Raw genomic sequence first — 11909 nt, 5'->3', positions numbered from 1 at the left:
CAAAAATCTTGTAAAACACTTTGATATTTCCGGCGGATTACTTGATCAGCTGGGATTCGAAGACGGCAAACTCACTCGTAAAAGAACCGTTGTTCACGCAGTAAACGACGTAAGCTTTGAAATTCAGAAAGGTGAAACTCTTTCTGTTGTTGGTGAGTCCGGCTGTGGTAAATCTACTCTTGCCCGTACTGTTATCGGCCTTTACGAGCCTACCGGCGGTCAGGTTTTTTACCGTGGCGAACGCGTTGACAATAAATCCGGTGCTGAGCGTAAGAAATTCCGCACAGCAGCACAGATGATCTTTCAGGACCCATACGCATCTTTGAACCCGCGTATGAAGGTTCAGCAGATCCTTGAAGAGCCGGTACGCTTTCACTTCCCTGAATTCAGTGATGCGGAAGTAAAAGAACGCGTTGCAGATGTTATGAAACAGGTAGGGATTAACCCGGTATGGGGCGAACGCTACCCGCACGAATTCTCAGGCGGTCAGCGTCAGCGTATCTCTATTGCGCGCGCTCTGGTTCTTAAGCCAGAATTCATCGTAGCTGATGAACCGATCTCTGCTCTGGACGTATCCATTCAGGCTCAGGTTCTGAACCTGATGATGGACTTACAGCGCGATCATAACCTGACGTACCTGTTCATCAGTCATGACCTTTCTGTTGTTGAGCACATTTCCAACCGAGTGGCTGTTATGTACCTTGGTTCACTGTGTGAGCTTGCAGACGCGAAAGAACTGTTTGCTAATCCTCAACACCCTTATACAAAAGCTCTTTTGTCCGCGATTCCTCGCATGGGCAAAAAAGGCTTCTCACATATCAAACTTAGCGGTGACGTACCGACCCCGATCAACCTGCCTACAGGTTGTGTTTTCCATGGTCGCTGTCGCCTTGCTAACCAGCGATGTGTGAATGAAGTTCCGCACCCGCTAACTCTTGATAACGGCACAGTCTGTGCCTGTCATGCTGTTCAGGAAGGTCGCGCTACAACTATGCCTTCATAAAAAAAGAGGAGCTCTGCTCCTCTTTTTCTTCTCCAAATAACAAAGCCCGCTCTAAATACTTAGAGCGGGCTTTATTCGTTACGCTTAAAAAAACGAACGCCTTATATGTCGAACCTAACGAGGACGGAAGGTAATACGACCGCGAGTGAGGTCATAAGGTGAAAGTTCTACTGTAACTGTATCTCCTGGCAGAACGCGAATACGGAACTTGCGCATTTTACCGGAGATGTGTGCGAGACATTCGTGACCATTTTCGAGGCGAACGAGAAACATTGCGTTCGGCAACGCTTCCATAACTTCACCGTTAACTTGAATGGCTTCTTCTTTTGCCATCTGCGATCTCCTTTCTCCTGAATTAACGCCGGGAGCACATAAAACAATAACCCCCCTGCATAGCAGGGGGGTTAAATATTGGTAGCGGGGGCAGGATTTGAACCTACGGCCTTCGGGTTATGAGCCCGACGAGCTACCGAGCTGCTCCACCCCGCGTCATAGCTTGTTTACGATGCGGTTCTTGCTCTCAAAGCAATTCCCTCTCGAGGTGGACATAACTATACGTCACGCCCCCTACTGTCAACATCTTTTTTTATAAAAAATACTCACGCTAACACACATCGCAAAGACATTCATTCTAACAGTTTGAATTTATATATTTTTAATTAAACATTCAAACTAAAAGAAAAGAGACTTTTTATTACACAGGTTACATAGAGCATAACTCAATACGAACGTCTTTTCCGGAAACTGTCAGTTTTGCATATCCACCCTCGGAAAGCATACCTGTATTCACAACCGTTGTGTTACCGATGGTATCCACTGAACGAGCTTCATGAATGTGGCCACACAAAACAACCGGAGGCTGAACTCTTTCGATAAAGGCACGTACCGCCTTGCTCCCTACATGAACACCATTGCCAAGGTCATCACATTTTGTATCAAAAGGTGGATCATGAACTACTACAACCGCAGCATCATACTGTGACGCTTGGGTATAGGTTTCATCAAGCCATTCGCCCAACGTTTCATCCGGAGTTTCTGACGGTGTATTAAACGGAGTAATACCAGATGTCCCAACTCCCATTACAGCAACTTCAGGAGTCAATGCCGCAACGGAGCGGTGAATATTACATCCTTTCTCCTGTAAAAAATCTGTTACTTCCGGCTTATCCATATTGCCTATCTGTGCGAAGACAACAGGGTTAATAGCTTCGATGGCGTCAAGAACACGACGCGCAGCAGCGGCGCCCTTCGCCATCGTCAAGTCACCACTAATAATCACCCCACGTGCCTGCGCAAGCTCTGGAATATCTTTAATTCTGGCAATTTCATCATGAATGTCACCAATACAGATCCAAAAATCACTCATATATGACTCCGAACAGATAGTAGTTAAATTGATCAGTTACAGAAAGCATAGTTGACGTAAAAAAGATGATTTGCAACCGTTGGTAACTTTTTTATTCCAACACTCGCGGTATTCCGTTGAACAAGTGCCTTACAAGTGCTAGGCAAGGTTGAAGAGAACTTCATATTTTTACCCTGTTTTTTATGTTTCTTCAGGAGGCAACGGTGACAAAAGTTGAATTACGCAAAAAACTTCTCAATCAGCGAAAAAATCTTTCCATAGATTTTGTTCAGGAAGCTTCAACCCGCGCTCAACAAAATTTGCTAAAAGCCCCCGCATGGAAACAGGCAGACCAGATTATTCTCTACTCTCCCATACGTAATGAAGTTCAAACAGATCTCCTCTTTGACGATATATGGAGTTCAGGAAAAACACTTCTCCTTCCACGATGCGATGAAGAGCAGGGACAAATGTCTCTAGTTCACTGCGCTGGAACACATGAACTGGAAGAAGGCTCATACGGAATTCTCGAACCGTGCAGCCGGTGCGCTGTTATCGACTATAATTCTAAGGAATTTTCCCCTTCATTGGTAATCGTTCCCGGAGTCGGATTTGACACCAAAGGAAATCGACTGGGGTTCGGCGGCGGATACTACGACAGAATGTTACAACGCCCCGCTTTTAATCATGCAACCTTTGTGGGATTGGCTTATTCTTTTCAGATAGTCCCGACACTGGACTCTGATCCCTGGGATCAGTCAATGCATGCACTTTGCACTGAGGAGACGTTACTATGGCTATAAACGGTATTGAATTTGCGTTCCCCGGAATCCCCGACGTCCGCTGCTTTTTTCAAAACCGCCTCGGAGGAGAAAGTACCGGAGCCTTTATGGCCAGCAACATCTCACTGGATGTTGGGGATAACCCCAAGCACGTGGTGTACAACAGGCTCCAACTACAAAAGCAGCTCGAACTCAACTCATGGTGCGAATTAAAGCAAGTCCATGGAGATACTCTCCTCTTCGACCCATCCGAAACTCCGGCTGGTGAACCGGCAATAAATGAGGCAGACGGCAGCGCGACAGACAAAGCAGGCAAGGCACTTGTTATCAAAACCGCAGACTGCCAGCCTATTCTTCTTGCCCACAAAAGTGGTCAATATATCGCGGCACTCCATGCCGGATGGCGTGGTAACCGCATAGCCTTTCCTGTTTCAGCAGTGCTCGCCTTTTGTGAACAGTACAGCATACAGCCTTCAGACGTTATGGCAGTTCGCGGGCCAAGCTTAGGCCCGTCAGAAGCTCAGTTCATTAATTTTGATGAAGAATGGGGTGCTGAATGGAAAAAATGGTTCACACCGGAAAGTAAGACTATGGATCTGTGGCAACTCACAAAACATCAACTGCGCCTTGCAGGAATTCCGGAAAATCAAATTTTCGGTCTTGATCTTTGCACAAAAACACTTGAAGACGAATTTTACTCCTATCGTCGAGATAAACTGACAGGCAGACAGGCTGCCATTATCTGGATCGAACAGGGCTTTTAACAGGAACAAACCGTGCGCATTGTATTAATTGACAACAACGACAGCTTCACCCGCAACCTTGAACATCTTCTGGTTACGGCAACCTCATACGTACCGGAAATAATTTCATACGGAGAAAATGGAAAAGCATTATCAACATGCTCATTAGAACAATATGATCTAATTGTTATTTCTCCCGGGCCAGGCCATCCTGTCGAATACAATGCATATAACTGTGTTTTTGAAAGCCGGAAACCCGTTCTTGGTATTTGCATGGGAATGCAAATAATCAATAATTACTATGGCGGCACAACTGACCGGCTTCCAGATTGCGTACACGGAAAAACCGACAAAATTGAACTTAACGGACAGCTGAAAACGGTTGCCCGCTATCATTCGCTATATCTTTCTTCCATTGGAGAAGGATTGAGAGTAACGTCCACGTTGTCAGGAACATCGGTTCCTATGATTGTTGAACACGAAAACCGTCCCATTATGGGGCTTCAGTTCCATCCTGAATCGTTTTTAACGGAACAGGGTGAGTGGTACATTCACCATGCAACGCGCTTTTTCGGTCTTTCTTGAGGCAGGCAAGGTGCAGCGGCAAAAGCTTGCTGCCCTCTTTAATGGATTTGCGACACGCTTCGACGCGGACATGTTTCTATCCGGCGTCACTGAAGAAGATGCACCACTCCGCCGTTCGGCGAACACATGCATCATTGGAATAGACCCTGTTTCAGAGCTGATCGTTCAGCCGGACACAACCAGAGAGGAAATTAAATCTTTCTGTTTCGACTCCGGCAACGAAACTCTCGGGTATCTTTCCTACACATTCGGCTTAAAAGAACGCGGTATTCAGTCAGACAAAAAAAATGATTTGCCGCTCGGCCATCTTAAACAATACGCAATTCTTGTAACAGTCAACCTTACAACAGGCTTTCTGGAATGCTCTGCTATAGAAACAGCAGATCATTGGCGGCTGCAACGTCTCAAAGACCTGTGCACTACTCCGCCACACTGTGAAGAATTGCTTCCGGCTGGCACAGCCTTCTCCGAACCAGATCCCTCCATGTCACGTGATGAATACATCAAAGGCATAGAATCTGTTCTGGAACATATTCGTAACGGCGACACGTACCAGCTTTGTCTTTCTTCTGCTTTTTCCATGACAGTTCCGGAAACATTCAGCACTGAAATAACTTGCAGTTCAGACAAGAAAAAACAGTGCGATGCCATCGGTCTGTTCATGCACCTGTGGCAAAATTATCCGGCAGCATACTACACATGGTTCTCCTCAGATGATGCAAAAATTATCTCCACCTCGCCAGAATGCTTCCTTCGTGTGGAGAACGGATTAATTACATCCGAACCGATAAAGGGCACCACCGCCTTTGATGAGTTCTCAGAAAATCTCGTAACAGAACTTCGGGAATCTCCTAAAGAGAGCGCTGAGCTCTCAATGATTGTAGATCTTATCCGGAACGACATTTCCACACACTGCGAATACGGTTCTGTAACTGTTGACCGGCACAAAGACATTTTCACCGTTGATAATATGCTGCAAATGTATTCCGTTGTGCGCGGCACCCTGAAAACAGAATCAACGTGCCTTGATCTTCTTTTTGATGCCTTTCCCGGCGGCTCCATCACTGGGTGCCCGAAACTCCGCACAATGCAGATCATTGAAAAGCTGGAACCCCACAGCCGCGACCTGTACTGTGGAAGCTTTCTGCACATCAAAAATCCAACCACAATGAACTCAAGTATTGCAATTCGTACCGGATGGTTTACACATGACCATAGTGGAATACAAAAGTTCCGGTATTTTGCAGGGAGCGGGCTGGTGATTGATTCAGTGCCGGAGCGAGAATTCGAAGAAACAATTGCAAAAGCAGAAAAGTTTCGAAAGGTACTATCTACATGACCTACTACAGAGCTGGAAAATTTCATGATGACGGAGTTACGCAAAATATTGCTGCTCCGTCTTTTCGTTTCGGTGCTGGAATTTTTGAGACAATCCTGTTCAACGGCAGTTCGCTATGCTTTTTCAATCAACATCTCAGCAGAATGGAAACCTCGCTTGAGAAATTAGGATTTGTTGTTCCACAGCTGGACTATGCTGAAATTGCAATGGAAGTACTTGCTAAAAACGGACTGACTGACGCTGTTTCCAGAGTAAATATCTTTGCTCTTATCGATGAGAACGAAGCGGTTGATCCCGTAATAACAGCAGCCCCGTATACTTATGACCCTCAAAAGTGTTTCAGGCTTTGCACCGTTACAGACAGTGTGCAGCACCCCTTGCTGGGACATAAGACCATGAACTACATGTACAACTGGCTTCAACGCCGGTCTGCGATTCAAAAAGGATATGATGATGCGGTTCTCCTCTCACGGGACAACCTTATTACGGAAACAACGACTGCTGCCCTCCTTTTCGGTGACGGCGAAGGTTTCTGCCTTCCGGGAGGAAAGATGCGTTTACCGTCCATTGCACTGGAAACAGCCCGATCTATTCTTCCTATCTACGACTGCTCCGTGCGGTCATACTCTGTCGGTAACTTCCGGTATGCATATGTATTAAACTCACTCGTCGGAATGAGGCCGGTTACTGCTATCAACGGGACAATGTTTATGCCTGATGAACGCAGCTGCAAGGCCGTAACGGATAAAATTTGGGGACGCTAACGCCTCTTCTAAAATTAAATGTGCAAAGGGTATTCTGGTTAACCAGAATACCCTTTTTTTATTCCTGAGAAATTCACAGCACCACAAGCTTCAGGTTAAAGTGGAAAAACTCCCCTAAAAATAAGACCTTCAAACGTCATGTTAAAAAAAACAGAAGTTTTTTCTTACCACCTATCTATAAGTACTTACTCACATATCGCAAAAAAAAGATACTCTTTGTTATATATGAAACCGTTATACCAATTGCCGCTCTATAAAATTCACGTTACAGTCAAGGGCATTGCACACAACGTCTTCCGCTTGTGGCTTCGCCACTTGTTGTGAGCAACAGACATTTTGGCAACATGTCACTTTGTCCAGACGCTCCTGCCAGCAATGGCTGAGAGTCTCCTCACGCAAGGATGCAGAAATTCTAGCTAGATTCTGCATCCTTGTTTGGCTTCTTTATTCCCCCCGCCCTATGCCTACTTACTCAAAATCTTCCATTTGCTGTCTTGCCATTAGAGGCGTATATTGAAATTTGACTTCTTGACTTTATACGAAGTCCTATTACACATCTAAGCAAACTAAATTGTCAGAAAATTGATGGAGAAATATATAATATGAGTAACACAGAACACCGCTGCGGTTGGGTCGCCATGATGGGACCTCCTAATGCGGGTAAATCTACTATGCTTAACGCATACTTAGGGCAGAAAGTAGCGATCGTTACCCCTAAGCCACAAACTACCCGAAATCAGGTCAGCGGTATCCTGTCCAGCCCAGATTCCCAGGTTATCTTCATGGATACTCCTGGTATTCACCAGCTTCGCGGTAAAATGAACAAAATTTTGCTGCAAACCGCATGGCACACATTGAGTGGTGCAGATGTAGTTATGGTGGTTCTGGATGGTTCCCTGTACGTTGACCGTCCTGGTGCATTCGATAAAGATATCGAGCCATTAAGAGAAGCAATTCTTAATGAAAAACGTGCTGTGGTAGTTGCTGTCAACAAAGTGGACAAGTTCCGCGACAAAGCCAAGATGCTTCCGCTTCTCGAAAAGCTGAATACCCTTTGGCCTAACGCTGAAGTATTCCCGGTATCTGCAATGCGCAGAGACGGTCTTGAGCCGATGCTCGAATACATCAAAAAGCACCTTCCTGTTTCCGAAAAACTCTACCCTGAAGATCAGCTTTCCACCGTACCTGTTCGCTTTATGGCGTCAGAAGTTGTGCGCGAAAAGCTCTTCATGGAACTGCGTCAGGAACTTCCATACAACTGCGCGGTTGAGATTGAAAAATGGGACGATACCGGCGAACGAGTATTCGTAAACGCCGTTATTTACGTATCCCGTAAGAGCCATAAATCAATGGTTATCGGTAAGCAGGGACAAAACCTCAAAAAGGTTGGCACTGAAGCACGTAAAGAGCTTCAGGAAATGCTTCGCCAGAAAGTTCACCTCGAGCTTTGGGTGAAGGTACGAGAAGGCTGGACAGAGGACATGGGCTTTATGCGCCTGTTGGGTCTCTCTTCTTCCTAGCTGCTATAACTCAGCGATCACAGGCGGCTTTTGCCGCCTTTTTTATTAGGGTGTCAAAACCCCGTACATACTTGTCTCCGGTGAGGGGTAATCACCGCCGGAAAAATGGATAGAGAACTATGAATGAATGTCATGTTGACGGCGCTGCAATTATTGCCCGTTACGATGCTGTCGTTGAAAAAGTAGCGGACGCCGCCCGTAAAGCCGGACGCGACCCGAAAGATGTTAATCTTATTGCTGTATCAAAGCGCCACCCTGCTGAAGCAATATCAATTCTTAACAAACACGGACAGTTAGAGTTTGGTGAGAACTACGTTCAGGAAGCTATTGCAAAGCAGGAAGAACTGGCGGAACTCACCATCAACTGGCACTTTATCGGCCATTTGCAGTCCAAAAAAGCTAAGGATGTTGCAGGGAAATTTGCTCTGATTCATTCCATTGACCGACTCAGCTTGGCACAGAAACTGCAAAAACGGATGGAGATGCTTCCCGTTTCCGGTGTAGACGGAGAACGAAAAGTTCAAGAAATTCTGCTTCAGGTTAACATTGGTGATGAATGTCAGAAGTCCGGAGTTGATAAAGACGGATTATTTGAACTTGCGGAAAAGGTTGCAGCATTTCCACAACTGCGTATTCGCGGTCTGATGGGTATGCCACCAGCATCTTGTATCGGAGAAGAGGCCCGTCCTTTCTTCAACAACTTGCGTAAACTGCGCGACGAGCTTGAAACCCGCATTGGCGTTCCTATGGAACACCTGTCTATGGGTATGACACAGGACTACGTGCAGGCCATTGAAGAAGGCGCTACCTTTGTACGTATAGGAACAGAAATTTTCGGCCCGCGTCCTTACTAAAACGCGAAAAAAGAGCATTCTATGGATTTGGCAACGGTTCTCGGGATAGTAATTTCCTTCGGTCTGGTTCTCTCTGCTATCATGATGGGTGGCAGTCTTCTTATCTTTGTTTCCGTACCGTCATTACTAATCGTTCTTGGCGGAACCATTGGTGCAACGCTTGTAAACTACCCGCTCAAGCGCGTTATCTCCGTAATGAGCGTTTTTAAAAAAACACTCTTTGCTCAAGAGCTTTCCCAACAGGAAACAATTGATCAGTTCAAAGACTACGCCGACCGTGCTCGCCGAGAAGGTATCCTTTCTCTTGAGCCAATCATCAGCGGCATTGATGATCCTTACCTTAAAAAAGGACTTCAGCTGACTGTCGACGGTCTTGAGCCGCAAGCTATTCAGGAAATTCTTGAATCAGAAATTGCCAATACCGAAGCCCGTCACAGTGACGGGCAGGATATTCTTAAATCATTCGGTGAATACGCACCGGCACTGGGTATGATCGGTACCGTTATCGGCCTCGTCCAGATGCTGCAGACCATGAACGACCCTAGCTCTATTGGTCCCGCCATGGCTGTTGCGCTTATCACCACCTTCTACGGTGCTTGTCTTGCCAACCTCGTGTTTATTCCGATGGCAGGTAAACTCAAGTCCCGCAGTAACTCTGAAATTCGTATTAAAGAGATGCAACTCGAGGGTGTACTTGCAATTTCCCGCGGTGAAAACCCGCGTATTATTCAGGAAAAACTCTCTTGCTTCCAAGCCATCAGCGACCGCGCTGAAGCGGCGTAACACTCCCATTCCTCAGGTAACGGGAGTACGTAATGGCTAAGCGTAAAAAGAAACAGGAAGAAGGCGGCGGCGCATCATGGCTCATCACATTCTCAGATATGATGACTCTCATGCTCACGTTCTTTGTACTGCTGGTAAGTATGGCGGTAACTGATGAGCGACGAAAACTGGTTGTACTCACATCAGTAACCGGTGCGTTCGGCGAAGGTCGCGGCAGCTTTAACCCTGCCACACAAAAGAAATCGCAACGCATTATTGACCCGGGCCCGATGGAATTAAAAACACAGGATCTTTCCCCGCTGAAAGACCTTCTGTGGGAAGATGACAAAGAAGATTTGAACTTTCAGGAAAACCAGTACGTCCAAATCTTTTCCATCAGTGAAGATGTTCTCTTCCAACCGGGTACAACTCAACTCAGCAGCAGAGGCATTGTACTGCTTAACCGTATCCTTCCTTGGATACTGCGCATCAAGCATCCATTGCTTCTTGCAGGACATACTTCAGCACTCCGTGATGAAGAAGGTAAAGATTACGAAGTTTCGTTTACGCGTGATGAAGAGCTTTCCCCGACTTGGAATCTCTCGTTCATGCGCGTCATGAGTGTCTACAGCTACCTTAAAGGTCGAGGCATCCCCACTGAACATATTATGGTGGAAGCTTTTGCGAACTACCATCCACGTTGGGATGACAATACACCTAAAGGCAGAAAGAAAAACAGACGCGTAGATATTGTGCTTGATAAACGCAATATGCAGTGGATCAAGAAACTGGAAGAAATGACCCGAACAACTCCGCAAAAGAAACAAGAATTTGAATACAAAGATTTTAAATTCGACTTAAGCGTTAACGACGGAGCAAACACTCTTTCCAGATCATCTGATTCATCGCAGGATGGAGTATAAAGAATGGCACGTAAAAAAAAGCAGGAAGAACCGGAAGGAATCCCCGCGTGGCTGGTGACCTTTTCCGACCTCGTGACATTACTGCTCACATTCTTTGTACTTATTCTCAGCATGTCTTCAATGGACAAAACGCTGCTGGTGGAAATCAACCCGTTTGATCGGGGACTCGGTGTTATCAACTACCACGGGTCAGGGCGTGTGCCTCAACGCATCAAACTGATTGTCGACCTTGTTTCTGACCCGAAAACGGCATTTGAACAGCGGGACAGAATTAAAGATTTGCTTTTTCCGGAAGATGTTCTTCCTCCGGATATTGATATGAGCACGCTGGATCGTAACCTTCGAATCCTGCAAAAGCCGGAAGGACTGGCAATTGCCCTCACAAATGACCTTGTGTTTAAACCGGGCAGCTATACGCTGACTCCTTCTGCCAAACAATTGCTCTCTCAAATTGTGCTGATGCTGCAATACACATCTGCAGATACAAATATTTCCGGTCATGCGGATAATACCGGGCGCAATACTGCTGCCAACTATCCACTTTCCGGAAAACGGGCAATGTCTGTACTTGAGTACTTTTTGTCCCAGGGACTTAAACCGGAACGCTTTTCCATCAGTGGATACGGAGCCGATAAGCCTATTGAGTCAAATGCTACAGAGTACGGACGGGCTCAGAATAGACGAGTTGAAATTCTGATTAAAACAACCCAGCGTCTTGGACGCTATGTATAAGAGATTGCTGCAAGAAACTGCAAAGGAGCTGTATCGTGATTGAAGAAGGAAAAGAAACGAAGAAAAAAAGCGGAAAGATGAAATGGATCATCATGCTTTTGGTCCTTCTGATTCTTGGAGGCGGCGGGTACTTTGCGTACACGACCTATTTCCAGAACTCCACCGAAACGGCAGAACCTCAGGATGTTCAACTTGAAGAGGTTGATCCTTCAGACTCTCAAGTAGTCACCCTGCCAAGTTTCCTTGTTAACCTCTCTGACCCTCTTGGTCGCCGCTACATCAAACTGACTCTTGATGTTGAGGTTGCCAGCCCTGAAGCTGCCAAAGTTCTGGAAAGTGCAAACGCGAAAGTGCGTGATGCAGTTATCCTGCTTCTTTCCAGCAAGTCATACTCAGACCTTGCTTCACTTGAAAGCAAGCTTCTGCTCAAAAATGAGCTGGTTACCCGCTTAAACCAGATTATTGGCAGCTCTAAAGTTGTACGTGTGTATTTTACAGAACTGGTTATCCAGTAAGTTAAACTAGCAATTACTCCCTTTCAGATAAGGAAGGTTACT

14 protein-coding genes and 1 tRNA gene are annotated in these 11909 nt (G+C 46.0%); 12 read left to right on the top strand and 3 right to left on the bottom strand.

All coding sequences use genetic code 11. From position 1 onward, the window contains the following. Positions 1–1003: dipeptide ABC transporter ATP-binding protein (locus tag QZY95_RS07550; protein ID WP_290921525.1), on the top strand; the 1003-nt coding region annotated here is incomplete at its 5' end. Between the two features lie 114 nt (positions 1004–1117). Here the strand turns inward: QZY95_RS07550 and infA are convergent. From infA to QZY95_RS07535, 3 genes are all read right to left on the bottom strand, one after another. Beyond that, positions 1118–1336: a translation initiation factor IF-1 gene (infA, locus tag QZY95_RS07545; RefSeq protein ID WP_020001012.1), complete on the bottom strand. Its 219-nt coding sequence runs from the start codon at positions 1334–1336 to the stop codon at positions 1118–1120. Between the two features lie 79 nt (positions 1337–1415). Further along, a tRNA-Met gene (locus QZY95_RS07540) sits at positions 1416–1492 on the bottom strand. Positions 1493–1706: 214 nt separating this feature from the next. Beyond that, entirely contained in the window at positions 1707–2369 is a 663-nt protein-coding gene (locus QZY95_RS07535) for a metallophosphoesterase (protein WP_290921514.1), read from the bottom strand. Positions 2370–2572: 203 nt separating this feature from the next. Here QZY95_RS07535 and QZY95_RS07530 point away from each other — a divergent pair, with 203 nt between their 5' ends. The 11 genes from QZY95_RS07530 to QZY95_RS07480 all read left to right on the top strand — a co-directional run bounded on the left by QZY95_RS07530 (position 2573) and on the right by QZY95_RS07480 (position 11867). After that, a complete protein-coding gene (locus QZY95_RS07530) occupies positions 2573–3151 on the top strand; it encodes a 5-formyltetrahydrofolate cyclo-ligase (protein ID WP_290921511.1) in 579 nt (192 codons plus the stop codon). Beyond that, complete coding sequence (locus QZY95_RS07525; protein ID WP_290921508.1) at positions 3142–3894, top strand: polyphenol oxidase family protein; 753 nt, start codon at positions 3142–3144, stop codon at positions 3892–3894. Before QZY95_RS07530 ends, QZY95_RS07525 begins: the two co-directional genes overlap by 10 nt. A 12-nt stretch (positions 3895–3906) precedes the next feature. After that, positions 3907–4458, top strand: a complete 552-nt coding sequence (locus tag QZY95_RS07520) for an aminodeoxychorismate/anthranilate synthase component II (RefSeq protein ID WP_290921506.1) — start codon at positions 3907–3909, stop codon at positions 4456–4458. Further along, positions 4430–5797, top strand: coding sequence for a chorismate-binding protein (locus QZY95_RS07515; RefSeq protein WP_290921503.1), 1368 nt, complete (start codon positions 4430–4432; stop codon positions 5795–5797). The genes QZY95_RS07520 and QZY95_RS07515 overlap by 29 nt, the downstream gene beginning before the upstream one ends. After that, entirely contained in the window at positions 5794–6561 is a 768-nt protein-coding gene (locus QZY95_RS07510) for an aminotransferase class IV (protein ID WP_290921500.1), read from the top strand. Before QZY95_RS07515 ends, QZY95_RS07510 begins: the two co-directional genes overlap by 4 nt. Positions 6562–7163: 602 nt before the next feature. Then, positions 7164–8081: a GTPase Era gene (gene era / locus QZY95_RS07505; protein WP_290921497.1), complete on the top strand. Its 918-nt coding sequence runs from the start codon at positions 7164–7166 to the stop codon at positions 8079–8081. Between the two features lie 119 nt (positions 8082–8200). Then, on the top strand, positions 8201–8935 hold the full coding sequence (locus QZY95_RS07500; RefSeq protein ID WP_290921494.1) for a YggS family pyridoxal phosphate-dependent enzyme: 735 nt from the start codon (positions 8201–8203) through the stop codon (positions 8933–8935). Positions 8936–8956: 21 nt separating this feature from the next. Continuing rightward, positions 8957–9718 carry a MotA/TolQ/ExbB proton channel family protein gene (locus QZY95_RS07495; RefSeq protein WP_290921492.1) on the top strand — a complete coding sequence of 254 codons (762 nt, stop codon included), beginning with the start codon at positions 8957–8959 and terminating at the stop codon, positions 9716–9718. A gap of 32 nt (positions 9719–9750) precedes the next feature. Beyond that, entirely contained in the window at positions 9751–10620 is an 870-nt protein-coding gene (locus QZY95_RS07490; protein ID WP_290921489.1) for a flagellar motor protein MotB, read from the top strand. A gap of 3 nt (positions 10621–10623) precedes the next feature. Next, positions 10624–11352 (top strand): flagellar motor protein MotB, encoded by a 729-nt coding sequence (locus QZY95_RS07485; RefSeq protein WP_290921486.1) that lies wholly within the window; start codon positions 10624–10626, stop codon positions 11350–11352. Between the two features lie 35 nt (positions 11353–11387). After that, positions 11388–11867 carry a flagellar basal body-associated FliL family protein gene (locus QZY95_RS07480; protein WP_290921483.1) on the top strand — a complete coding sequence of 160 codons (480 nt, stop codon included), beginning with the start codon at positions 11388–11390 and terminating at the stop codon, positions 11865–11867. The last annotated feature ends 42 nt before the right edge of the window (positions 11868–11909 follow it).

Source organism: Halodesulfovibrio sp., assembly GCF_015482765.1.
GTDB lineage: Bacteria > Desulfobacterota > Desulfovibrionia > Desulfovibrionales > Desulfovibrionaceae > Halodesulfovibrio.
This window is presented reverse-complemented; position numbering and strand designations above follow the sequence as displayed.

Bases quoted from the DNA above. Each gene is read 5' to 3' on its own strand.
- infA (WP_020001012.1), bottom strand. From the start codon at position 1,336: ATGGCAAAAGAAGAAGCCATTCAAGTTAACGGTGAAGTTATGGAAGCG.
- QZY95_RS07535 (WP_290921514.1), bottom strand. From the start codon at position 2,369: ATGAGTGATTTTTGGATCTGTATTGGTGACATTCATGATGAAATTGCC.
- QZY95_RS07525 (WP_290921508.1), top strand. From the start codon at position 3,142: ATGGCTATAAACGGTATTGAATTTGCGTTCCCCGGAATCCCCGACGTC.
- QZY95_RS07515 (WP_290921503.1), top strand. From the start codon at position 4,430: ATGCAACGCGCTTTTTCGGTCTTTCTTGAGGCAGGCAAGGTGCAGCGG.
- QZY95_RS07510 (WP_290921500.1), top strand. From the start codon at position 5,794: ATGACCTACTACAGAGCTGGAAAATTTCATGATGACGGAGTTACGCAA.
- era (WP_290921497.1), top strand. From the start codon at position 7,164: ATGAGTAACACAGAACACCGCTGCGGTTGGGTCGCCATGATGGGACCT.
- QZY95_RS07500 (WP_290921494.1), top strand. From the start codon at position 8,201: ATGAATGAATGTCATGTTGACGGCGCTGCAATTATTGCCCGTTACGAT.
- QZY95_RS07495 (WP_290921492.1), top strand. From the start codon at position 8,957: ATGGATTTGGCAACGGTTCTCGGGATAGTAATTTCCTTCGGTCTGGTT.
- QZY95_RS07490 (WP_290921489.1), top strand. From the start codon at position 9,751: ATGGCTAAGCGTAAAAAGAAACAGGAAGAAGGCGGCGGCGCATCATGG.
- QZY95_RS07485 (WP_290921486.1), top strand. From the start codon at position 10,624: ATGGCACGTAAAAAAAAGCAGGAAGAACCGGAAGGAATCCCCGCGTGG.